At 54.3% G+C, this 25050-nt stretch carries 16 protein-coding genes and 2 pseudogenes; 15 read left to right on the top strand and 3 right to left on the bottom strand.

Annotated elements, in window-relative coordinates:
- Positions 1-85 precede the first annotated feature (85 nt).
- The gene (gene sseB / locus NG42_RS16990; protein ID WP_052901265.1) at positions 86-853 is read left to right on the top strand and encodes an enhanced serine sensitivity protein SseB; all 768 of its coding nucleotides are present in this window, start codon (positions 86-88) and stop codon (positions 851-853) included.
- Positions 854-893: 40 nt separating this feature from the next.
- Here the strand turns inward: sseB and sseA are convergent, their stop codons facing one another.
- Positions 894-1742, bottom strand: coding sequence for a 3-mercaptopyruvate sulfurtransferase (gene sseA, locus NG42_RS16985; protein ID WP_052901262.1), 849 nt, complete (start codon positions 1740-1742; stop codon positions 894-896).
- A gap of 265 nt (positions 1743-2007) precedes the next feature.
- On the opposite strand from sseA, the gene NG42_RS16980 reads away from it, so the two are divergent.
- The 11 genes from NG42_RS16980 (at position 2008) to der (ending at position 19339) form a co-directional block, all read left to right on the top strand.
- The gene (locus NG42_RS16980; RefSeq protein WP_052901259.1) at positions 2008-6972 is read left to right on the top strand and encodes an alpha-2-macroglobulin family protein; all 4965 of its coding nucleotides are present in this window, start codon (positions 2008-2010) and stop codon (positions 6970-6972) included.
- A gap of 37 nt (positions 6973-7009) precedes the next feature.
- Entirely contained in the window at positions 7010-9331 is a 2322-nt protein-coding gene (pbpC, locus tag NG42_RS16975) for a peptidoglycan glycosyltransferase PbpC (protein ID WP_052901257.1), read from the top strand.
- 240 nt (positions 9332-9571) lie between these two features.
- Positions 9572-10003, top strand: a complete 432-nt coding sequence (gene ndk, locus NG42_RS16970; protein WP_052901254.1) for a nucleoside-diphosphate kinase — start codon at positions 9572-9574, stop codon at positions 10001-10003.
- Between the two features lie 193 nt (positions 10004-10196).
- A complete protein-coding gene (gene rlmN, locus NG42_RS16965; RefSeq protein ID WP_052901251.1) occupies positions 10197-11363 on the top strand; it encodes a dual-specificity RNA methyltransferase RlmN in 1167 nt (388 codons plus the stop codon).
- 95 nt (positions 11364-11458) lie between these two features.
- Complete coding sequence (gene pilW / locus NG42_RS16960) at positions 11459-12193, top strand: type IV pilus biogenesis/stability protein PilW (protein WP_052901248.1); 735 nt, start codon at positions 11459-11461, stop codon at positions 12191-12193.
- Positions 12183-13193 carry a cytoskeleton protein RodZ gene (rodZ, locus tag NG42_RS16955; protein WP_052901245.1) on the top strand — a complete coding sequence of 337 codons (1011 nt, stop codon included), beginning with the start codon at positions 12183-12185 and terminating at the stop codon, positions 13191-13193. The genes pilW and rodZ overlap by 11 nt, the downstream gene beginning before the upstream one ends.
- A gap of 39 nt (positions 13194-13232) precedes the next feature.
- Complete coding sequence (gene ispG / locus NG42_RS16950; RefSeq protein ID WP_052901242.1) at positions 13233-14354, top strand: flavodoxin-dependent (E)-4-hydroxy-3-methylbut-2-enyl-diphosphate synthase; 1122 nt, start codon at positions 13233-13235, stop codon at positions 14352-14354.
- A 192-nt stretch (positions 14355-14546) separates the two neighbouring features.
- Complete coding sequence (gene hisS, locus NG42_RS16945; protein WP_052901385.1) at positions 14547-15821, top strand: histidine--tRNA ligase; 1275 nt, start codon at positions 14547-14549, stop codon at positions 15819-15821.
- A 34-nt stretch (positions 15822-15855) separates the two neighbouring features.
- Positions 15856-16473, top strand: coding sequence for a YfgM family protein (locus NG42_RS16940; RefSeq protein WP_052901239.1), 618 nt, complete (start codon positions 15856-15858; stop codon positions 16471-16473).
- Positions 16474-16492: 19 nt separating this feature from the next.
- Positions 16493-17674 carry an outer membrane protein assembly factor BamB gene (gene bamB / locus NG42_RS16935; protein ID WP_052901236.1) on the top strand — a complete coding sequence of 394 codons (1182 nt, stop codon included), beginning with the start codon at positions 16493-16495 and terminating at the stop codon, positions 17672-17674.
- Positions 17675-17839: 165 nt separating this feature from the next.
- The gene (gene der / locus NG42_RS16930) at positions 17840-19339 is read left to right on the top strand and encodes a ribosome biogenesis GTPase Der (RefSeq protein WP_052901233.1); all 1500 of its coding nucleotides are present in this window, start codon (positions 17840-17842) and stop codon (positions 19337-19339) included.
- A 53-nt stretch (positions 19340-19392) separates the two neighbouring features.
- Here the strand turns inward: der and xseA are convergent, their stop codons facing one another.
- The gene (gene xseA / locus NG42_RS16925) at positions 19393-20754 is read right to left on the bottom strand and encodes an exodeoxyribonuclease VII large subunit (protein ID WP_052901230.1); all 1362 of its coding nucleotides are present in this window, start codon (positions 20752-20754) and stop codon (positions 19393-19395) included.
- A 169-nt stretch (positions 20755-20923) separates the two neighbouring features.
- Between xseA and guaB the strand changes: the two genes are divergently transcribed.
- The 3 genes and pseudogenes from guaB to NG42_RS16910 form a co-directional block, all read left to right on the top strand.
- Entirely contained in the window at positions 20924-22390 is a 1467-nt protein-coding gene (guaB, locus tag NG42_RS16920) for an IMP dehydrogenase (RefSeq protein WP_052901228.1), read from the top strand.
- A 78-nt stretch (positions 22391-22468) separates the two neighbouring features.
- Positions 22469-24049, top strand: a complete 1581-nt coding sequence (gene guaA / locus NG42_RS16915) for a glutamine-hydrolyzing GMP synthase (RefSeq protein ID WP_052901225.1) — start codon at positions 22469-22471, stop codon at positions 24047-24049.
- A gap of 308 nt (positions 24050-24357) precedes the next feature.
- A pseudogene (locus NG42_RS16910) lies at positions 24358-24969 on the top strand (tyrosine-type recombinase/integrase); the annotation flags it as partial.
- Here NG42_RS16910 and NG42_RS22145 read toward each other — a convergent pair.
- A pseudogene (locus NG42_RS22145) lies at positions 24969-25050 on the bottom strand (helix-turn-helix domain-containing protein); the annotation flags it as partial. The pseudogenes NG42_RS16910 and NG42_RS22145 sit on opposite strands and share 1 nt — an antisense overlap.

Here is a 25050-nt window from a genome sequence, read left to right as displayed (position 1 = left end):
GGTTAACGGGCCGGAGCGATCCGGCTCGTTTGTCACCGGGCGGCGCTGATGCTGCCCGGGCAAATTATTGCCCCGGAATGTAACCATGAACCAATCGAATAATCGCCTGGAAGAGGTGCTGAAACTGGCAGCTACCGAGGCGGCGCATCGTCCTGAATTTTTTGAACTGTTGATGAGTGCCAGCGTATGGGTACCCGGTGAAAGCGAGTCAGGGCAGCCGGATGCCAACTCAGCCGTAGAGCTCCAGCACTGGGAGAAAGAAGACGGTGCCAGCATCATTCCTTTTTTCACCTCTGTCGAAGCGTTGCAGCAGGCCGTTAAAGATGAACAGGCTTATCTGATCCTGCCGGTACGCACCTTGTTTGAAATGACGTTGGGCGAAACCCTGTTCCTGAATCCTAAATTGCCGACCGGAAAAGAGTTTTCTCCCGGTGAAATCGCCAGGCTGATCGGTGAGGGCGGAGATGCCCTGAGCCAGCAAACGGTGCTGGAAGGCGGCACGCCGCTGTTGCTGTCAGAAATCGCTGAACCACCGGCGCAGGTTATTGATTCATTGACGCAACTGTTTGCCAAACATAAACAGGTTCGCCGTGCTTATGTTGCACAGATCAAAGAATCTGCGGAGGAAGCACCTAACCTTTTGATTGGCATTGAAGCCGACAGCAATATTGAGGCAATCATTCGCGCGGCGGGCAGCGTGGCTACCGATACCATGCTGGAAGATGAACCCGTTGATATCTGCGAAGTGGTTGACGGCGAAAAAGGCATCAGCCACTTCTTTACCGCTCATATCACGCCGTTTTACGAACGTCGCTGGGGCAGCTTTTTGCGCGAGTTTAAAAACGCCAACTAAATTGCTGGCGAACCGGCCGGGTCAGCCCCGGCCAGATTATTCAGACGTTTTTCTGAACCGGTAAATCGTCGCGGCTGCCCCATTCTCCCCAGGAGCCGTCATACAGTTTGACGTTCGCCACTCCCAGCGTGGCCAGTGCCAGAATTACCACCACCGCAGTCACGCCGGAGCCACAGCTGGCAACAATCGGTTTTTTCAGATCCACGCCCTGGCGCTGGAAAATAGCTTCCAGTTCCGCTGCCGGTTTCAACTGACCATTAATCACCAGTTCATTCCACGGTACATTCAGGCTGCCCGGAATATGGCCGCGATGCAGACCCGGACGCGGCTCATCAACTTCACCGTTAAAGCGATTTGCCGCGCGCGCATCAATAATCTGTGCGGTACCTTCGTGGCTGATCAACAGCACATCGGTGACCCGACGGACTAAATCGCTGTCATATTGGGCTTCGAATTCACCTTCCGGCAGCGCGACTTTCCCGCTTTCAATCGGCAATCCGGCCGCTTTCCAGCCCTGCAAACCGCCAGCCAGAATCGACACCTGCGTTACGCCAAAGGCACGCAGCATCCACCATGCGCGCGGTGCGGAAAACAGGTTGCCTTCGTCGTAAACCACCAGATGCTTATCGCTGCTGATTCCCAGCTCCCGCATCGCCACGGCAAAACTTTCGGCACGCGGCATCATATGCGGATAAGCACTGGTATGGTCGGAAAGCGCTTCGATATTGAAAAAAGGGGCATCAGGCAGGTGTTCCGCCAGATATTCGGCAGTGATATCGCGCACCCGCTCCTGACCAGGTGGAAGCATTCGCGCATCAATAACCTGCACTTCATTTTCACTCTGATGTTCGGCAAGCCAGTCGGCGGTAACAAAGAAGGAGGTTGTCATAGCGGCCTCGTTAGGGTTCTGTGTCGAAGAAAAGCTTTGCCTGAGTGTCGGTGATCTCTTTGGACTCCACAAGACAATTTAGATTATGCGGATGATGTTAAATGAATTTTACGGGGCACCTCGAAAAAACGCTGCACTGCGCGGCGCGTATCGACACCCATCTGCGTAATCCCGCGCAAATTGATAAATTTACCTGGTCGTTTTGGCTATTTCTCCGCCATAATATCGCTCTCATTTCGCAGGCTTATCAGGCCATGGAGATCGTATGAACGGGTTGAGGAACGGGGCTGGTGTGGCGGCTTTTCTGGCGCTGGCGCTGCTGTCGGGTTGTGACAATGCGGATAAAAAAGCACCTGCTGCGACGGCAGCAGAAAAAAATACCACATTGCAGCAAAAAGTGGCGCTGACGGACGCACAACGCGCGGCGCAAGCTGAACGTGACAAGGACAAACCGCTTAAGGTGGTGGATCTGTCAGAAGTGCAACTGGAGGGAGCCAGTGCGCTGGTGGCAAGTTTTTCCGTCGCGCTGGATGATAAACAGAACTTTGCTGAACGCCTGCATCTGGTTGACAGTAAAAGCGGCGTGATTGACGGTGGCTGGGAGCTTTCCGCCAATCGCAAAGAGCTGCGTTTTCGTCACCTCGAACCCAACCGTAAGTTAATCGCCACCGTGGATAGCGGATTACAGGCCGCCAATGGTGCCACGCTGGAAACTGCCTTTGAGCAGGAAATCACTACTCGCGACGTACAACCCATGGTCGGTTTTGCCAGCCGCGGTTCACTGCTGCCGACGCGTGTCACGCAGGGATTACCGGTACTGGCGCTGAATGTTAACAGCGTCGATGTCGATTTCTTCCGGGTTAAATCAGCTTCCTTACCCTCATTCCTCTCCTCATGGGAGTACGGCAACAGTTTACAAAGCTGGCAGTCCGAAGAGTTGCTGAATAAAGCCGATCTGGTCTACAGCGGCCGCTTTGATCTGAATCCGGCTCGCAATACCCGTGAAAAACTGCTGCTGCCGTTGAGTGACATCGAAGCCTTCCGGCAGCCCGGTGTCTATCTGGCAGTAATGAAAAAAGCCGGTTCTTATAACTACAGTAACGCCGCGACGCTGTTTACCCTCAGTGATATTGGTGTGTCACTGCATCAGTTTCCGACGCAGATGGATATCTTCAGCCAGAGCCTGGAGAATGGCGCGGCGCTGTCGGGAATTACGCTGACCATGCTGGATGAAAAAGGGCAAACCCTACAGCAAGTGCAAAGCGATAAACAGGGGCATGCGCAGTTAAAACGCCCGGCCAAGGCGGCCTTATTGCTGGCGACCAAAGATCAGCAAACCACGCTGCTGGATCTTAGCCGTCCGGCGCTCGATCTGGCTGAATTTGCCGTGGCGGGCCCGGAAGGTTATGACAAGCAGCTGTTTATTTTTGGCCCGCGCGATCTTTACCGGCCGGGTGAAACGGTGATGGTGAATGCCCTGCTGCGTGACGCTGATGGTCAGCCACTGCCTGCACAACCGGTCAGGCTTGAAGTGGTTAAACCCGATGGCGAAGTGGCGCGCACGCTGGTGTGGCAACCGGAAAATGGTCTTTATCAGTATCGTTATAGTCTGCCTGAATCGGCCGCAACCGGCAGCTGGACGCTGCGAGTAAATACCGGCGACGATCGTCCGCGCAGCTGGCGTTTTAATGTTGAAGATTTCTTGCCGGAGCGCATGGCGCTGTCACTGAAGGCTGATGAGCGTCCGTTGCTGCCATCTGATGACGTGACATTCCAGGCTAATGGCCGCTATCTGTATGGTGCGCCGGCGGCGGGCAACCGTCTGCAAGGCCAGCTGTTTTTACGTCCTGACCGTGAGGCTGTCGCCGCGCTGCCAGGTTACCAGTTTGGCGATATCACTGAAGAAGGGCTGAAGCGCAGCCTTGATGAACTTGACCAGACGCTGGATGCCGATGGCAATACCACGGTGGCCGTGGAGTCGGGCTGGAAAGAGGTACATTCGCCAATCAATTTAATTTTGCAGGCCAGCCTGCTGGAAACCGGCGGGCGTCCGGTCACGCGCCGTGTCACGCAGTCGATCTGGCCTGCCGAAGCATTGCCGGGGATTCGCCCGCTGTTTGGTAATAAAGATGTCTACGACTACCGTAGCGACAGCTATCGCAGCCAGCCAATGGTGGAAGAGAACACTACTGCCGCCTTTGATATTGTGCTGGCCAGTGCCAGTGGGCAAAAACTGGCCGCGCAAAATATGGATGTGCGCCTGATCCGAGAGCGTCGCGACTATTACTGGAGCTTCTCAGATGGCGAAGGCTGGCAGTCGCGCTATGAGCAGAAGGATCTGCAAGAAGACCAGCAACAGATTTCACTGGCAGCGGATGGCACCGCGCGCGTCGAGTTCCCGGTCGACTGGGGTTCATACCGTATTGAAGTGCGGACTGCCGATGAAAAAACCATGAGCAGCCTGCGTTTTTGGGCGGGTTACAGCTGGCAGGACAATACCGATGGCAGCGGCGCACTGCGCCCGGATCAGGTAAAACTCAAGCTGGATAAACCTGCGTATCGGCCGGGCGAAAAAGCCAGCGTGCATATTGAAGCACCGGCAGCAGGCAAAGGCTATCTGATGCTCGAGTCCAGTAATGGTCCGCTATGGTGGCAGGAGATTGATGTACCTGCGGGAGGCATTAACGTTGATGTGCCGGTTAACCCGCAGTGGCGTCGTCACGATCTCTATCTCAGCGCGTTAGTTATTCGTCCGGGTGAGAAAGAGAAAGGCACCACGCCAAAACGCGCGGTTGGTTTGCTGCATCTGCCGCTGGCTGATGACAACCGCAAACTGGCCTTAACGCTGGATGCGCCGCAAAAGATTCGTCCGAATCAGACGCTGACGGTCAAAGTGAAAGCCGCTATTGAGGGGGGCAAACTGCCAAAAAATATCCATCTGCTACTGTCGGCGGTAGATAGCGGTGTGCTGAGTATTACCGATTACCGGACGCCAGATCCGTTTGACGGCTTCTTTGGCCGGAAGCGCTATAACGCCGATCAATATGATGTCTATGGTCAGCTGATTGAAGGGCTGGGGCGTCAGGCGACGCTGCGTTTCGGTGGCGATGGAGATGAAGGCGATCCGCTGGCACGCGGCGGTAAAAAACCGGTGACGCACGTCAATATTGTGGCGCAGCAGGCGCAACCGGTGACACTTGATGAGAAGGGTGAAGGGCGTATTGAGCTGCAAATTCCTGAGTTTAACGGTGAGCTACGCCTGATGGCACAGGCATGGAGCGATGCCGAGTTTGGTCAGGGTGAGCAGAAGGTCGTCGTTGCCGCGCCGCTGGTGACGGAACTGGCGACACCGCGCTTTATGGCCGGAGGCGATACTGCTCGCCTGGCTCTGGATATCTCAAACCTGTCGGGTCTGCCGCAAACCCTGAATCTGCGACTGATGGCGCAGGGACTGGTGAAACTGGATGGTGCAGAAACCCAGAGCGTTTCACTTAAAGCCGGAGAGCGCACCACCGTATTCGTCCCTGTCAGCGCCCTGACCGGCTTTGGCGATGGCGAAGTTACGGTTGATATTACCGGCCTGAATCTGCCGGGAGAGAAGGTTAACCCTGGGCACCATAGCTGGAAAATAGGCGTACGTCCGGCATGGCCGGCAGAGACGCGTAATTTTGAGTCAGTGGTGCGGGCTGGCGAACCCTGGAGCGTACCGGCTGAGGCGCTGAGCGGGCTGGCTCCTGCCACATTACAGGGGCAGCTGGCTATCGGCAGCCGCCCGCCACTGAATATTGCCCGTTATATTCGCGAGCTGTATGCGTATCCGTATGGCTGCCTTGAACAAACCGCCAGCGGTCTTTATCCGTCACTGTTCACGAATCATGCACAGCTGGTGGCGCTGGGAATTAAAGGCAGCAGCGATAAGGCGCGCCGTGAGTCGATTGATGTCGGCATTGATCGCCTGGCGGGTATGCAGCGCTTCAACGGCAGCTTTGGTTTGTGGAGTAAAGACAGCCCGGAAGAGTTCTGGCTAACGGCTTATGTCACTGATTTTCTGATTCGTGCCAGCGAACAGGGTTACAGCGTGTCGAAACCGCTGCTGGATCGCGCCAATGAACGGCTGCTGCGCTACTTGCAGGATGCTAATCAGATTGAGGTGTATTACAGCAATGACCCGGCGGCAACGCGCTTTAGTGTACAGGCTTATGCCGCGCTGGTGCTGGCGCGTCAGCAAAAAGCACCGTTAGGGGCGTTACGTGCGCTGTATGATAAAAAAGAGAGTGCCAAAGCCGGGCTGCCGCTGGTGCAACTGGGACTGGCACTCAAACTGATGGGCGATGCGCCGCGTGGTACTGAACTGATCGCTCAGGGCATTAACAGCTCGCGTCCGGGTAATAATATCTGGCTGGAAGATTACGGTAGTGAGCTGCGTGACAACGCGTTGATCCTCAGTCTGCTGGCCGAAAATCAGCAACTGCCGGATGAGCAAGGTATGTTGCTGGTTAAACTGTCGCAGCAGCTGAACGGTAAACGCTGGCTCTCAACCCAGGAAAACAACGCGTTGTTCCTTGCGGGCAGAACGCTACAGGAAACGGCGGGTAAAAGCTGGCAAGCCAGCCTGAACGGGCAATCACCGGCATTAAGCGGCAGTGAAACCCTGACCACAACGCTGACAGCGGCTGAGCTGACTAAAGGCATCACTATCAGCAATCAGGGCAGCAGCAATCTTTATACCCGGCTGGATGCGGTAGGTTATCCGCAGAGTATGCCTGTTCCCTACAGCGATAATCTGCAAATCAGCCGCAGTTATATCGGGCTGGATGGTAAAGAGAAATCGCTGACCAGTCTGAAAAGCGGTGAGCTGGTGCTGGTACAACTTAAGGTTTCAGCGCAGGAGAGGGTGCCGGATGCGCTGGTAGTCGATCTGCTACCCGCCGGGCTGGAACTGGAAAATCAGAATCTGGGAGACAGCAGTGCCAGCCTTGGTGAGAGCGCGACCGAGGTACAGGAGCTGGTGAATGATATGCAACAGGCCAATATCAAACACCTCGAGTTCCGCGACGATCGTTTCGTTGCGGCGGTGGATGTGGATGGCTATCGGCCAGTGACGTTGCTGTATCTGGCACGTGCCGTAACGCCTGGCAGCTATCAGGTGCCCGCGCCGCAGGTTGAATCGATGTATGTACCGCAATGGCGCGCGCTGGGTGCCACTCCAGAGCGGCTGAATGTGCAATAAGCTCTGTCGCCCGGCAGCACGTCGGGCGCGATAAACGATGAAAAGTCGTTTCGTGCTGTTACGCGTGGTAATGGTATTGCTGGCGCTGCTTCTGCTGTTATTGGTGGGCGATCGTCTGTTTCCGCTGCCATTGCAGCAGGTGGAGCCTGCGCGCGTGGTGGTGGCTGAAGATGGCACGCCGCTGTGGCGCTTTGCCGATCGTAACGGCATCTGGCGCTATCCGGTTACTGTTGATGACGTGTCGCCTTATTATCTTCAGGCGCTGCTCACCTATGAGGATCGCTGGTTCTGGCACCATCCTGGCGTCAATCCACTGGCGATTTTCCGCGCAGCCTGGCAGGACATTACCGGCAGGGAAATTATCTCTGGTGGCAGCACCCTGACGATGCAGGTCGCACGGCTGATCGATCCGCAACCGCGTACCTTTAGCGGTAAACTGCATCAGGTATGGCGTGCATTGCAGCTGGAGTGGCATCTGTCGAAGCGCGAGATTCTGACACTCTATCTTAACCGTGCGCCATTCGGCGGCACCATTGAAGGCATCGGTGCCGCCAGCTGGACGTGGCTGGGCAAGCCGCCGTCTGAGATGACACGCAGTGAAGCGGCGCTGATGGCCGTGCTGCCTCAGGCTCCCAGCCGTTTACGCCCCGACCGCTGGCCGCTGCGTGCGCAGGCAGCTCGCAATAAAGTGTTGCAGCGCATGATCGATTATCAGGTCTGGTCATCACCACATGTTGAAGAGATTTTTGCTGAGCCGGTGTGGCTGGCTCCACGACAGATGCCGGAGCTGGCACCGTTGCTGGCAAGGCGACTGATTGCACAGTCACCTCAGCAAAAAGTGACCTCAACGATTGATGCCTCGCTGCAGCGTCAGCTGGAAGCGATGGCGCAGGGCTGGAAAAATCAGTTGCCACCACGCACGTCGATGGCAGTGATGGTGGTCGATCACACCAATATGAAAGTGCGCGCCTATATAGGTTCGGTCGATCTTAATGATGACAGCCGCTTTGGTCATGTCGATATGATTAGCAGCGTACGTTCGCCAGGATCGGTGCTGAAACCGTTCGTCTATGGGCTGGCGATTGACGACGGACTTATCCATGCGGAGTCGTTGCTCCAGGATGTTCCGCGGCGTTTTGGCGATTATCGGCCAGGCAACTTTGATACCGGATTTCACGGCCCGGTCAGCGCCAGCGAGGCGCTCTCACGTTCGCTTAATCTCCCTGCGGTACAGCTGCTCGACGCTTACGGACCAAAACGTCTTACGGCGGCGCTGCGTAATGTCGGCCTGAGGTTACATTTTCCGACAGCGGTGGAACCTAATCTGTCGCTGGTACTGGGCGGAACCGGCACACGGATGGATGAAATTGTCGCAGCATACAGCGCCTTTGCGCGCCACGGGAATGCTGCGCAGCTGCGTTTTCTGCCAGAGCAACAACTGGAGCAGCGTGCTTTGATGTCACCCGGCGCGGCGTGGGTCATTCGCCGGGTTCTGGCCGGTGAAGCGCAGCCACAGCCCGATGGTCAGCTGCCTGCGGTGGTCCCGCTGGCGTGGAAAACTGGTACCAGCTATGGTTACCGCGATGCCTGGGCGGTTGGCATCAATGCACGCTATCTGATTGGCGTTTGGGTCGGGCGCCCGGATGGTACGCCAGTGGCCGGACAGTATGGTAACGCCAGTGCGGTGCCGGTAATGAATCAGGTCAGTAATTTGCTGATGTCGTCACCGCGTTTGCGTGGCTCGGTATTACCGGCCGATCCGCGCCCGCCATCGGTCAGCGTTGCCTCGATCTGCTGGCCGGGCGGCCAAACCCTGCCTGTCGGTGATACCAATTGCCGTCAGCGGCGTCAAAGCTGGATAGTTAATCAAACCGTGCCGCCAACACTGCTGGCACCGGGGCAGGAGAGTTTATCCGGTATTCAGCAGCCGGTATGGTTGAATGCGCAAGGCAAACGCGTGGCGGCGGATTGTCGTAGTGCACGAGGGCAAACCGTGACCCTGTGGCCGCTGCCGCTTGAGCCGTGGCTGCCGCCCGGCGAACGGCGTGCCAGTCGATTGCCGCCGATTGATACGCAGTGTCCGCCATTAAGGCTGGGCAATGCAGCGCCACTGCTTTTATCTGGCGTGCGCGACGGACAGATTCTGCGCCGTTTACCGGGTCAGCCGTTACTGACGGTGACGGCCAGCGTGCAAGGCGGCCAGGGAAGTCAGCGCTGGTGGTTTCTTAATGGCGATCCGCTGGAAAGTCAGCAGGGTGTCATGTCACGGGTTTTGCCGTTCGAAAAGCCCGGTAATTATCAGTTAACGGTGCTGGATGAAGGGGGACAAGTGGCGAGCGCCGCTTTTACGGTAAGATGATTAATTTCCGACCGGAGATGCGGATATGCAGCAGACATGGCGACGGAGATCATGTTTTTTTAATGAATTGTTGAATCTTCGATAGGCAACCGCCGATCGCGCCCCTATAATCGGCGCCATTTTCTCGGGCCGGAACCCACATTTACTACCCGAAGCATTCAGAATGTGGCTGTTTAAGCGGCATTCTGAAGTATGAAGGGGAAAATCCGGCTTAATTTGGCAGTTAAAACAGAGGTCAACATGACAACAGAACGCACTTTTTCCATCGTTAAACCCAATGCGGTGGCAAAAAACGTAATTGGTGCTATCTACAACCGTTTCGAAAGCGCTGGCTTTAAAATTGTTGCTGCAAAAATGCTGCACCTGACCACTGAGCAGGCTCAGGGCTTCTACGCAGAACACGCTGGCAAGCCTTTCTTCGATGGCCTGGTTGAATTTATGACTTCAGGTCCAATCGTGGTTTCCGTACTGGAAGGTGAAAACGCCGTTCAGCGTCACCGTGACCTGATGGGTGCAACCAACCCGGCAAACGCACTGGCAGGTACTCTGCGTGCAGACTACGCTGACAGCTTCACCGAAAACGCGACCCACGGTTCTGATTCTGCTGAATCTGCAGCACGTGAAATCGCGTTCTTCTTCGGCGAAGGCGAAGTGTGCCCGCGTACACGTTAATTCGTGTCGGGTGAGTCAACAGGTAAGCGGCGTTTACAAAATTAATTTGTCCGCAAGCTGTCGTAAGTTGGCATCCCGTTAAAGATGTTTGTACAATAATGCGCCCCTGATGAGCATGCTCAGCGGGGGCGCTTCTTTTTTCATCATTCATCCCCCAACGCCATAACGTGTAATAACGAGGCGAGAGAATATTATGTCAGAACTTATTGTGACGCCGTCGTCCGAAACTCCTGTAGTTGTCAGCCAGAAACAAAAAATCAATCTGCTGGATCTTAACCGTCAGCAAATGCGCGAATTCTTCCTGTCTATTGGTGAGAAACCTTTCCGCGCTGATCAGGTCATGAAGTGGATTTATCACTATTGCAGCGATGATTTCGATCAGATGACCGATATCAACAAAGTGCTGCGCGGCAAGCTGAAAGAGCTGACCGAAATCCGTGCACCTGAAGTGGCCGAAGAGATGCGCTCAACCGATGGCACCATTAAATGGGCGATTCGCGTTGGCGACCAGCTGGTAGAAACTGTCTACATCCCGGAGAAAGACCGCGCCACACTCTGCGTCTCCTCGCAGGTAGGTTGTGCACTTGAGTGTAAATTCTGTTCCACTGCGCAGCAGGGCTTTAACCGTAACCTGCGCGTGTCGGAAATTATTGGTCAGGTATGGCGTGCCGCGAAAATTATCGGCGCGGCACGTGTCACCGGTCAGCGTCCTATCACCAACGTGGTGATGATGGGCATGGGCGAGCCACTGCTGAACCTGAACAACGTCGTTCCTGCTATGGAAATCATGCTGGATGACTTCGGCTTTGGTCTTTCCAAGCGCCGCGTTACTCTGTCAACTTCCGGCGTGGTGCCTGCACTCGACAAGCTGGGCGATATGATTGATGTCGCGCTGGCAATTTCACTGCACGCCTCGAATGACAAAGTGCGCGATGAAATTGTGCCAATTAACAAGAAATACAATATCGCCACCTTCCTTGATGCGGTGCAGCGTTATATTGGCAAATCAAACGCCAACCAGGGCCGCGTTACCATTGAGTATGTGATGCTGGATCACGTTAACGACAGCACCGATGATGCTCATGAACTGGCGGAACTGTTGAAAGATACGCCGTGCAAGATCAACCTGATCCCATGGAACCCCTTCCCGGGCGCACCTTATGGTCGCAGCTCCAACAGCCGGGTTGATCGTTTCTCCAAAGTATTGATGGATTACGGCTTTACCACGATTGTGCGTAAAACTCGTGGTGATGATATTGATGCTGCCTGTGGTCAGTTAGCGGGTGATGTTATTGACCGTACCAAGCGTACCCTGCGCAAAAAAATGGCGGGTGAAGCAATATCTGTGAAAGCGCTCTGAAACCGGTGATTTAATTGTTTTTACAACAATTCTCCGGTTTTGGGCTTGCTATGTTTGGCGTAACATAACAAGCTTCATAACATCAGGGAGAAGTTATGCGTAACGGATTACTCTGCGCGCTGCTGAGCGCTTTTCTTGTAAGTGGTTGTGTCACCAATCACGCGGCAAGTGGCTCAGCAGAGACACGCCTTCAGCTCGGTCTGGAATATCTTGCGCGCGGCGATATTGCCGCTGCGCAACGCAATTTGCAGCGAGCTGAAGCCGCTGCGCCGCAGGATTATCGCACTCAGCTGGCAATGGCGCGTTTATATCAGTTGAGCGGAGATAACCATTCTGCACAATTGCGCTATGATCAGGCATTACAGCTGGCACCGTTAAATAGTTTTGTTGTTAACAATTACGGTGCGTTTCTTTGCGGATTAGGGCAGTATGATGCGGCGCAACAGCAGTTTAGCCAGGCACAACGTCTGCCGCAGTCCGGTGCCAGAGCGGACAGCTTTGAAAATGCCGGCTACTGCTATCTGAACGCAGGAAAGCCTGAGCAGGCAAAAGCATCGCTGCTGCTGGCGATCCAGGCTGATGCACAGAAGGGGATACCCTTGCTGGCCGATGCCGAAAGGCGATTTGGAAAGGGAGAACGTGTCCAGGCGCGACTCTTATTAGATGTATATCAGCACAGCTTGCCTGCTTCGGCAGAGAGCTTGTGGTTAGAGATTCGTTTCGCCGCGTTGGTTGAGCGCAGCGCTGATGTTAAGCGTTACGGCCTGCAACTGGCGCGAAATTTTCCACAATCGATACAGTACCAGCATTTTTTAGCTAATGAATACTGAAGCCACTCAAGAAAAATCTGCAGTAAATTCCACGGGCGAACGCCTGCGTACTGCCCGTGAGCAAATGGGCCTTACGCAGCAGAACGTTGCTGAGCGTCTCTGCCTGAAACTTTCTACCGTTCGTGATATTGAGGAAGATAAGTCCCCAGCCGATCTCGCATCGACCTTCTTGCGTGGTTATATCCGCTCCTATGCTCGTCTGGTTCATGTACCAGAAGAGGAGCTGCTGCCAATGATGGCTAAGCAGGCGCCGGTTCGTGCGGCGAAAGTTGAGCCGATGCAAAGTTTCTCACTCGGCAAGCGTCGTAAAAAACGTGATGGCTGGCTGATGATCTTTACCTGGCTGGTGTTGTTTGTGGTGGTCGGTTTGACCGGCGCCTGGTGGTGGCAAAACCACAAGGCGGCGCAGGATGACCTGGTATCAATGGCTGACCAGAACGCTGGCGCAGAAGGCGATAACAGCCAGTCGATTCCGTTGACTGACAGCAGCAGCAGTGCTGATGACAGCGCGATCGATACGGCTGCCCAGCCTGCTGCACCTGCTGACAACAGCAGCGCTGCGGCAACCGACACGAGTGGCGCGGCAGCTAACAATGCCGCCGCACCTGCCACGACCTCAGCTGACACCGCCAATGCGGTGGTGTCACCGAGCCAGGCACCGATCAACAACGCCGCAGCACCTGCGGCGAACAGTCAACCGGCTAACGGCCAGCTGCCAACCGGCAATGCTGACGTTGCTGCACCGGCGGTTGATCCCAATGCTATCGTGATGAATTTTAACGCCGACTGCTGGCTGGAAGTGACTGACTCCGCAGGCAAAAAACTGTTCAGCGGAATGCAGCGCAGCGGTGGTAAACTGAGCCTTGCCGGTACCGCACCTTATCGTTTGAAAATTGGTGCCCCGAGCGCAGTACAGATTCAGTACCAGGGTCAACCTGTTGATCTGAGTCGTTTTATCCGTAGCAACCAGGTTGCTCGTCTGACCTTAGGTGCGCAATAACGCATCTTCTCTGGTCGCGAGTAATTGTGGAGAAAGAATATGCATAACGAAGCACCCATTATCCGTCGCAAATCAAAACGTATTTACGTCGGCAAGGTGCCGGTGGGCGATGGCGCACCAATAGCCGTTCAGTCCATGACCAACACGCGTACGACCGATGTCGCCGCGACGGTCAACCAGATTAAAGCGCTTGAGCGCGTAGGCGTCGATATTGTCCGCGTCTCCGTTCCTACCATGGACGCGGCAGAAGCCTTTAAACTGATCAAACAACAGGTCAATGTTCCGCTGGTAGCGGATATTCACTTCGACTATCGCATTGCGCTGAAAGTCGCAGAGTATGGCGTTGACTGTCTGCGCATTAACCCCGGCAATATCGGTAATAACGAGCGAATCCGTCAGGTAGTTGACTGCGCGCGTGATTACAATATTCCGATTCGTATCGGCGTGAATGCCGGTTCGCTGGAAAAAGATCTGCAGGAAAAATATGGCGAGCCAACGCCACAGGCACTGCTGGAATCAGCAATGCGCCATGTTGATCATCTCGATCGGCTGAACTTTGATCAGTTTAAAGTCAGTGTCAAAGCCTCCGACGTTTTCCTTGCCGTTGAATCTTATCGCTTACTGGCGAAACAGATCGATCAGCCGCTGCATCTGGGTATCACAGAAGCCGGTGGCGCACGCGCGGGCTCGGTGAAATCAGCGATTGGTCTCGGATTGCTGCTGGCAGAAGGTATCGGTGATACGCTGCGTATCTCACTGGCTGCCGATCCGGTCGAAGAGGTGAAGGTCGGGTTTGATATCCTCAAATCGCTGCGCATCCGTTCACGCGGCATTAACTTTATTGCCTGTCCGACCTGTTCACGTCAGGAATTTGATGTGATTGGTACGGTCAATGCGCTTGAGCAGCGACTGGAAGATATTATCACCCCGATGGATATCTCGATTATCGGTTGTGTGGTCAATGGTCCGGGCGAAGCGCTGGTTTCAACGCTGGGCGTGACCGGCAGCAATAAGAAGAGCGGTTTTTACGAAGATGGCGTGCGCCTGCGCGAGCGTCTCGATAACGACGATATGATCGATCAGCTGGAAGCGCGTATTCGTGCCAAAGCCGCCATGCTCGATGAAAGCCGTCGTATTGACGTTCAGCAGGTTGAGAAATAGTCATCATTTATCGCCCTGTCATTCAAAGATGAAGGGGATACCCAATTGAACCTGTTCGGTGCCATCCTCATGGGGTAAGATGCCGGGTCAGGTTCTTTTTTGTATTTAAGATACTGAATGTGATGCGTGGATGATACGCACTGCGCGCAGGCAGCGACGGCCGGTTCAGTATCCAATTTAGAGAGATTATTAGTGGCGAAGAATATTCAAGCTATTCGTGGCATGAACGATTACCTGCCTGCTGACACAGTGGTCTGGCAGCGTATTGAAGGCATCCTGAAACAGGTGCTGGCCGGTTATGGTTACAGCGAAATTCGTTTGCCGATTGTAGAGCAGACCCCATTATTCAAACGCGCTATCGGTGAAGTCACCGACGTGGTTGAAAAAGAGATGTATACCTTCGAAGACCGCAACGGCGAAAGCCTGACGCTGCGTCCGGAAGGGACGGCGGGCTGCGTGCGTGCCGGTATCGAACATGGTCTGCTGTACAATCAGGAACAGCGTATGTGGTACATCGGGCCGATGTTCCGCTACGAGCGCCCACAGAAGGGGCGCTATCGCCAGTTCCATCAGCTGGGCGCCGAAGTCTTTGGCTTGCAGGGGCCGGACATTGACGCGGAACTGATTCTGCTGACCGCTCGCTGGTGGAAAGCGCTGGGTATTGCCGATCATGTGGCGCTGGAGCTGAATTCTATCGGTTCGCTGGAAGCACGAGCCAACTATCGTGACGCGCTGGTGGCCTTCCTTGAACAGCACAAAGAGGTGCTGGACGAAGACTGTAAGCGCCGTATGTACAGCAATCCGTTACGCGTGCTGGACAGCAAAAATCCTGACGTGCAAAAACTGCTAAACGATGCGCCAACGCTGGGTGACTACCTGGATGTCGAATCGCGTGAACATTTCGCGGGTCTTTGCGCGATTCTGGACGAAGCTGGTATCGCGTATACCGTCAATCAGCGGTTGGTTCGTGGTCTCGACTACTACAACCGCACGGTGTTTGAGTGGGTGACCACCAGTCTCGGCGCGCAGGGCACAGTCTGTGCCGGTGGCCGTTACGATGGACTGGTTGAACAGTTGGGTGGTCGTGCTACCCCGGCGGTAGGTTTTGCCATGGGCCTCGAGCGTTTAGTATTGTTGGTTCAGGCAGTTAATCCAGAATTTGAACCGACGCGCGTTGTTGATGTCTATGTTATCGCTTCTGGTCAGGGTGTTCAGTCCGCAGCGATGCTGCTGGCAGAGAAACTGCGTGATGCCTCGCCAGAATTGAAGTTGATGACCAACTACGGCGGCGGCAACTTTAAGAAGCAATTTGCCCGTGCCGATAAGTGGGGCGCTCGCGTTGCACTGGTGGTGGGTGAAGATGAAGTCAAAACCGGCCAGGTAGTGATTAAAGATCTGCGCACCGGTGAACAGCAAACGCTGGCACAAAGTGAAGCGGCAGCCGCGTTGTCTGCGCTGTTAAAATAAGCGCGGCAGGAAACAAGTTAAGGAGAAGGATTGCGTGGAAGTCTATAGCAACGAGAACGAACAGGTTGATGCACTCCGTCGTTTCTTTGCCAATAACGGCAAAGCGCTGGTGGTTGGCGTGGTATTGGGCGTGGGCGCACTGGTGGGCTGGCGTTTCTGGAGTAACAGCCAGGACGGTAATGCCCGAGTGACTTCTGCTGCTTATCAGCAGGTAACCTCTGCGCTGGATGCCAGCAAGCCACAAACGCTGGCAGCGGCGAGCAAGTTCGCCAGTGAAAACAACAACACCTACGGTGCGCTGGCTTCACTGGATCTCGCCAAACAGTTTGTTGAAAAAAACCAACTGGATGAAGCGGCTACGCAATTGCAGAACGGCCTGAAAAATACGGATGATGCGAATCTGCAGGCGGTACTGAATCTGCGCCTGGCGCGCATTCAGCTACAGCAGAAGAAAGCCGATGACGCGCTCAAAACCCTCGACACCATTAAAGGTGATGGCTGGGTAGCGATTATTGCTGATATCCGTGGCGAAGCGCTGTTAAGTAAAGGCGATACCCAGGGTGCGCGTGATGCATGGAGCAAAGGTATCGAGTCTGATGCTTCTCCAGCGCTGAAAGAAATGATGCAGATGAAGATGAATAACTTAGGCTAAGCCATTCAAGAGAGAGCGCATGGAATTACGTAAATACCTGCTGCCCGGGCTGATTTCAGTCACGTTACTCAGCGGTTGTTCGCTGTTCAGCGGCGAAGAAGATGTAGTGAAAATGGCCCCGTTGCCGAAAGTTGAAAACCAGTTCACACCGGAAAAAGTGTGGAGCACTTCGGTCGGTGATGGTATCGGTGATTTCTATTCCAATCTGCACCCTGCATGGCAGGACAGCACGGTATTTGCTGCCGATCGCCATGGTGTGGTGAAAGCGCTTGATGCGGCTGACGGCAAGCAGAAGTGGAAAGTGGATCTGTCAGAAAAAACCGGTTTCTTCTCCCGCAATCGTCCTGCGCTGCTGTCGGGCGGTGTAACGGCAGGTGGTGAACATATCTACATCGGCAGTGAGCGCGCGCAGGTTTACGCGCTGAACAGCGCTGATGGTTCCGTTGCCTGGCAGACCAAAGTGGCGGGCGAAGCGCTGTCACGCCCGGTGGTCAGTGATGGTTTAGTACTGATTCATACCAGCAACGGCATGTTGCAGGGACTGGATCAGGCAAGCGGTGCGGTAAAATGGTCGGTTAACCTTGATATGCCAGCCCTGTCGCTGCGCGGCGAATCTGCCCCAACCACCGCCTTTGGCGCGGCGATTGTCGGCGGTGATAACGGTCGTGTCAGTGCGGTGATGATGAATCAGGGACAACTGATTTGGCAGCAGCGTATCTCTCAGCCAAGCGGTGCCACCGAGATCGATCGTCTTAGCGACGTTGATACCACCCCGATTGTGGTTAACGGTGTGGTGTATGCGCTGGCGTATAACGGCAATCTGACAGCACTGGATCTGCGCTCTGGTCAAATCCTGTGGAAGCGTGAGATTGGTTCCGTCAGCGATCTGATCGTTGATGCAGGTCGTATCTACCTGGTTGATCAGGATGATCGCGTGATGGCGTTGAGTGCCGAGGGGGGTGTTTCCATCTGGCGTCAAAGCGATCTGCTGCATCGCAACCTGACTTCACCGGTGCTGTACAATGGTTACATTGTTGTCGGTGACAGCGAAGGTTATCTGCACTGGATCAATACCGACGACGGTCGTTTTGTCGCTCAGCAAAAAGTTGACAGCTCTGGCCTGCAAAGCGAGCCGGTAGTTGCCAGTGATAAGCTGTTGATTCAGGCCAATAACGGAGAAGTTTACGCCTTTACGCGTTAATTTCTGACCTGAAAAGCATTAGTTTGGCGGCTCCTGATTATCAGGGGCCGTTTCGTTTTTTAGCAGGCGTGTTATCCTTAGCGTCTTCAGCCTGACCATAACGGGATAACCCGTTTATAATACTCCATCGAGTCAGGCATTTAATATTAGTAATGAGGCTTCAATATGGTACCTGTGGTCGCGCTGGTTGGGCGTCCCAATGTGGGCAAATCCACCTTGTTTAACCGTTTAACGCGTACGCGAGATGCGCTGGTGGCGGATTTCCCCGGGCTGACACGCGATCGCAAGTACGGTCGTGCCGAAGTAGAAGGGCGCGAATTTATTGCTATTGATACCGGCGGTATTGATGGCAACGAAGAGGGCGTTGAAACCCGTATGGCGGAACAGTCGCTGCTGGCGATTGAAGAAGCCGACGTGGTGCTGTTCCTCGTCGATGCGCGTGCTGGTCTGATGCCTGCCGATCAGGCAATTGCTAAGCATTTGCGTTCACGTCAGAAACCGACGTTCCTCGTCGCCAACAAAACCGATGGCCTCGACGCGGATTCTGCCGTTGGTGATTTCTACTCTTTAGGTCTGGGCGAAATTCATGCCATCGCCGCTTCACACGGTCGCGGTGTCACCAGCCTGCTGGAAACCGCATTGCTGCCGTGGATGGAAGTCGTTGATCCTAAAGAGCTGACGGAAGAAGAAGAGAACGAAGCTTACTGGGCCGAGCTGGCTGCCAAAGAACGCGGTGAAGATCCGGACGCGGAAATGGAAGAAGAAGAAGATGACTTCGATCCACGTACGCTGCCGATCAAGCTGGCGATTGTTGGCCGTCCTAACGTTGGTAAGTCCACACTGACTAACCGCATCCTCGGTGAAGATCGCGTTGTGGTCTTCGATATGCCGGGCACCACCCGCGACAGTATCTATATTCCGATGGAACGTGACGATCGTGAATATATTCTGATCGATACTGCGGGTGTACGTAAGCGCGGCAAAGTTACCGATACTGTAGAAAAGTTCTCGGTAATCAAAACGTTGCAGGCGATTGAAGACGCCAACGTGGTGATGCTGGTTATTGATGCCCATGAAGGTATTTCCGATCAGGATCTCTCGCTGCTCGGCTTTATCCTTAACAGTGGGCGCTCACTGGTTATCGTGGTGAACAAGTGGGATGGCCTGTCGCAAGAAGTCAGGGATGAAGTGAAAGAGACGCTGGACTTCCGTCTGGGCTTTATCGATTTCGCCCGCATTCACTTTATCTCCGCGCTGCATGGCAGCGGTGTGGGCAACCTGTTCGAGTCAGTGACTGAAGCGTATGACTGCTCAACTCGCCGCGTAAACACCTCGATGCTGACGCGTATCATGACCATGGCAGAAGAAGATCATCAGCCACCACTGGTACGTGGACGTCGTGTGAAGCTGAAATATGCCCATGCCGGGGGTTATAACCCGCCAATCGTGGTGATTCACGGGAACCAGGTGAAAGATCTGCCGGATTCCTACAAGCGTTATCTGATGAATTACTTCCGTCGTTCACTGAATGTGATGGGCACGCCGATTCGTATCCAGTTTAAAGAGGGTGATAACCCGTTTGCTGGTAAACGTAACCTGCTGACACCAAACCAGCAGCGTAAACGTAAGCGTCTGATGTCGCATCTGAAAAAGAACAAGCGTTAATACAAAACGGGAGCCTGAACAGGCTCCCGTTTTTTTATGCTGCATCGGCGGCTTTAACGCGTTTTTTTCTTGATGGCACTGACGCGGGTCACCTGACTTTCTACCCAGCCATCGTCGAGGCGGGTTTTAAGCGTGTCACCACGCTTTATCTGTCTGGTTTTACGCACCACCTGGCCGTCGCCGGCGGTGGTGACGCTAAAACCACGCGCCAGCGTCGCCAGCGGGCTGACGCCTTCCAGCTGCGCGGCCAGCGTGCCAAAGCGCTGCTTATCGCGGCTTAACTGACTTTGCATGCCCTGTTGCAGACGATATTGCCACTGTTGAAGCTGCTGCTGGGCGCGATGGAGGCGACCTTGGGGCTGTTGTGCCGCCAGACGCTGCTCAATGCGCTCCTGCTGGCGTAACGACTGACGGAGGCGTGACTGCATGGCATCATCCAGACGTCGCTGTAGCCTGAACAGGGATGTCTGCTGACGTGCCAGCCGTAGCTGTGGATGTTGCTGCTGCAAACGGTGGTGGAGTTGGGTAAACGCGCGCTGTTTTTGCGCCAGATAGTAATCCAGCGCCATTTCCATCCGCTGCTGTTGCGATTGCAGCTGACGTAACCGTTCAATCTGATTGCGACTGACCAGTTCAGCTGCGGCAGACGGGGTCGGCGCACGCAGGTCGGCAACAAAATCGGCGATAGTGACATCGGTTTCGTGCCCGACCGCGCTGACCACCGGAATACGGCTGGCAAAAATCGCGCGCGCCACACGCTCGTCGTTAAAGCTCCACAGATCTTCCAGCGAACCACCGCCGCGCCCGACTATCAGCACATCGCATTCGCCACGCTGGTTGGCGAGTTCAATCGCGCGCACCAGACTGGCAGGGGCATCAGCGCCCTGCACCTGCGTGGGATAAATGATCACTGGCAGTGAAGGATCGCGACGATGTAATACGCGCAACACATCGTGCAATGCGGCACCGGTTGCGGAGGTAATCACGCCGACCTGGCGCGCCGGGTCAGGTAAAGGCTGTTTGAACTGCTGATCAAAAAGTCCCTCGGCCGCCAGACGCTGCTTAAGCTGCTCAAACTGCTGTTGCAGCAAGCCGTCACCGGCGGGCTGCATACTTTCGGCAATCAGCTGATAATCACCACGCGGTTCATACAGCGTAATACTGGCGCGAACCAATACCTGCTGACCGTTTTGTGGGCGGAAGGTGACGCGTCGGTTGCTGTTGCGAAACATGGCGCAGCGCACCTGGGCACCATCATCTTTCAGCGTGAAGTACCAGTGACCGGAAGAGGGCTGAGAAAAATTTGAGATCTCCGCGCTCAGCCAGATTTGACCCATCTCCATTTCCAGCAGCTTGCGCACTGTCGTATTAAGACGGCTGACGGTAAAAATATTTGCAGATGGCGGTAGCGACATGTGACGAAGATCAAATTTCAAATCAGAGAGTTAATCAGTCGATACTACATGGCTGATACAGAGGATCAAGAGTTTTTCTTAAATAATGCTGGAGGCAATCGATTACGCCCTGTATAATGCCGCGGCAATATTTTATCTGTTCTCATTCACCCCAGGTTGAGATATTGCCATGCTAAGAATCGCTAAAGAAGCACTCACATTTGACGACGTTTTACTCGTTCCAGCACACTCTACTGTCCTGCCAAACACGGCAGATCTCAGTACCCAGCTGACAAAATCCATCCGTCTGAATATCCCAATGCTGTCCGCTGCTATGGACACGGTCACCGAAGCGGGTCTGGCAATCGCCCTGGCTCAGGAAGGCGGCTTAGGCTTTATCCACAAAAATATGTCTATCGAGCGCCAGGCGGAAGAAGTTCGCAAGGTGAAGAAACATGAGAGCGGAGTGGTCACCGATCCACAAACCGTTCTGCCTACCACCCCGCTGCGCGATGTACAGGCACTGACTGAACGCAATGGCTTTGCCGGTTATCCGGTGGTGAACGGCGAAAACGAACTGGTCGGTATTATTACCGGTCGTGACGTGCGCTTTGTGACCGATTTAAGCCTGCCGGTTTCAGCAGTGATGACGCCGAAAGAGCGTCTGGTCACGGTGAAAGAAGGCGAAGCACGCGAAGTCGTGCTGCAGAAAATGCACGAAAAACGTGTTGAAAAAGCGCTGGTCGTTGATGACAGCTTCCATCTGCTGGGCATGATCACCGTTAAAGATTTCCAGAAAGCCGAACGTAAACCTCACGCCTGTAAAGATGAGCATGGCCGTCTGCGCGTTGGTGCGGCGGTAGGTGCCGGTGCCGGTAACGAAGAGCGCGTTGATGCGCTGGTCGCTGCCGGTGTGGACGTGCTGCTGATTGACTCTTCTCACGGCCATTCTGAAGGCGTACTGCAACGTATTCGTGAAACCCGTGCTAAATATCCTGACTTGCAGATTCTCGGTGGCAACGTCGCTACCGGTGCTGGTGCTCTGGCGCTGGTTGAAGCCGGCGTAAGCGCGGTTAAAGTCGGTATTGGCCCTGGCTCAATCTGTACCACACGTATTGTTACCGGTGTCGGTGTACCGCAGATTACCGCGGTTTCCGACGCGGTTGCTGCGCTGGAAGGTACCGGTATTCCGGTTATCGCTGACGGCGGTATCCGTTTCTCCGGTGATATCGCGAAAGCTATCGCTGCGGGCGCATCCTGTGTGATGGTTGGATCGATGCTGGCAGGTACTGAAGAATCTCCGGGTGAAATCGAGCTGTACCAGGGCCGTTCATTCAAGTCTTATCGCGGTATGGGTTCACTGGGCGCAATGTCCAAAGGCTCTTCTGACCGCTACTTCCAGACTGACAATGCGGCAGACAAACTGGTGCCGGAAGGTATCGAAGGCCGTGTGGCATACAAAGGCCGTCTGAAAGAGATCGTTCATCAGCAGATGGGTGGCTTGCGTTCCTGTATGGGCCTGACCGGCTGTGGTACTATCGATGACCTGCGCACCAAAGCGGAATTTGTTCGCATCAGCGGAGCAGGTATCTCCGAAAGCCACGTGCATGATGTGACCATCACCAAAGAGTCGCCTAACTACCGTATGGGTTCTTAATCGCGCATCAGATTCACCGCCCGGCTTTTCAGTCGGGCGATTTCATTATCAGTTATACATCGCTCTGGAATAGCCTCAATGACGACGGAAAATATTCATAAACATCGCATTCTGATCCTCGATTTCGGTTCTCAGTACACTCAGCTGGTTGCACGTCGTGTGCGTGAACTGGGTGTCTATTGTGAACTGTGGGCGTGGGACGTCACCGAAGAGCAAATTCGTCAGTTCAATCCTAGCGGTATCATTCTGTCCGGCGGCCCGGAAAGCACCACCGAACACGACAGCCCACGCGCACCTGATTACGTTTTCACTGCTGGTGTGCCGGTTCTGGGTGTTTGCTACGGTATGCAGACCATGGCGATGCAGCTGGGCGGTAAAGTTGAAGGTTCCACCGAGCGTGAATTTGGTTATGCGCAGGTTGAAGTGAAAGTGGCCAGCGCGCTGATTCGTGATATCGAAGACGCTATCAGCGATGCCGGCAAGCCGCTGCTGGACGTCTGGATGAGCCATGGTGACAAGGTTACCGCTATCCCGTCTGACTTCGTTACCGTTGCCAGCACCGAAACCTGCCCGTTTGCCATTATGGCCAACGAAGAGAAGCGTTTCTACGGTGTGCAGTTCCACCCGGAAGTGACCCATACCCGTCAGGGTCTGCGCATGCTGGAGCGTTTTGTGCTCGATATTTGCCAGTGCGAAGCGCTGTGGACGCCAGCCAAAATTATCGAAGATGCGGTTGAGCGTCTGCGTGAGCAGGTCGGTAACGATAAAGTGATCCTCGGCCTGTCCGGTGGTGTCGACTCATCGGTAACGGCGATGCTGCTGCACCGCGCTATTGGCGATCGTCTGACCTGTGTCTTCGTCGATAACGGTCTGCTGCGCCTGAATGAAGCGGAGCAGGTGATGGATATGTTTGGTGACCACTTCGGTCTGAACATCATCCATGTACCAGCGGAAGCGCGCTTCCTTGATGCACTGGCTGGTATTGATGAGCCAGAAGCCAAGCGTAAAACTATTGGCCGGGTGTTTGTTGAACTGTTCGATGAAGAAGCCACCAGGCTGACCGATGTGAAATGGCTGGCGCAGGGAACTATCTATCCTGACGTTATCGAATCTGCGGCTTCCGCGACCGGTAAAGCGCATGTGATCAAGTCACATCACAACGTGGGCGGTCTGCCGAAAGAGATGAAGCTGGGTCTGGTCGAGCCGCTGAAAGAGCTGTTTAAAGACGAAGTGCGTAAAATCGGCCTGGAACTTGGCCTGCCGCACAGCATGCTGTTCCGTCACCCGTTCCCGGGTCCGGGTCTGGGCGTGCGGGTACTGGGCGAAGTGAAGAAAGAGTATTGCGATCTGCTGCGCCGTGCGGATGCGATTTTTATCGAAGAGCTGCATAAAGCCGATCTTTACAACAAAGTCAGCCAGGCATTTACCGTGTTCCTGCCCGTCCGTTCCGTGGGCGTGATGGGCGATGGCCGTAAGTACGACTGGGTGGTTTCCCTGCGTGCCGTCGAGACTATCGACTTTATGACCGCACACTGGGCGCATCTGCCGTATGAGTTCCTTGGCCGCGTTTCTAACCGCATTATCAATGAAATTGATGGTATCTCCCGCGTGGTCTATGACATCTCTGGTAAGCCACCGGCTACGATTGAGTGGGAATAATTTCGCGTCTGGCAACAGCCTGCACGTAAAAGCAGTAAAGTACCTCTAAGCCCGCGTAACTGCGGGCTTTTTTGTTTTTGTGTCTGGCACTTTCTGGCAGCTGTTAGCAACGGGAAGCACGGTTTTTTCAATGGGATTTTTGATGGTACTCTCTGGTTTCGAATTCAGGTTTGAAAAAGTACCATGTGATAAATTTCGGTTGAGTTATGGTATTTGTTTTTTATAACTCAATTAAAAACAGAGGGTTAAATAACTTTTCTGAATTTTTTACAACATGGTATTTTTTGATTAAAGGAAAACAATAAACCATGTTGACTGATACCAGGCTGCGTCACCTTAAGCCGAAGGAGAAACTCTATAAAGTTAATGACCGTGATGGTCTGTATGTTGCGGTGACTCCGGCTGGAACGATCTCATTTCGTTATAACTATTCAATAAACGGAAGACAGGAGACCGTTACTTTTGGCCGCTATGGTGTTGGAGGGATCACGCTTGCAGAAGCGCGTGAACGGCTCAATGAAGCCAAAAAAATGGTTGCCAGTGGAAGATCGCCTGCTAGGGAAAAAGCCAGAGATAAAGCGAGTATCAAAGATGCGGAGACTTTTGGTGCGTGGGCTGAGAAATGGTTACGCGGTTATCAAATGGCTGAATCGACGCGTGATATGAGGCGTTCGGTATATCAAAGGGAGTTGAAGTCAAAATTTGCCCAGCAGAAACTTAGTGAGATTACACATGAAGACTTACGCGCATTAACCGATAACATTGTCGAGAGAGGGGCACCGGCGACAGCTGTACACGCCAGAGAGATTGTATTGCAAGTCTATCGCTGGGCTATTGAGCGCGGTCAGAAGGTGGAGAATCCAGCTGATCTGGTACGGCCTGCAAGCATAGCGAAATTTGAGCCACGTGACAGGGCATTGATAGCCCGTAGCCACTTGTAGAGGCTGTGCGCAGAAACGCCCAGACGGTCGGATACTTCGGCAACGGAATAACCGCGTTCC

The organism is Winslowiella iniecta (genome assembly GCF_001267535.1).
Lineage (GTDB): Bacteria > Pseudomonadota > Gammaproteobacteria > Enterobacterales > Enterobacteriaceae > Erwinia > Erwinia iniecta.
Note: the sequence above shows the minus strand (reverse complement) of the source record. Positions and strands in the feature narration are given on the sequence as shown.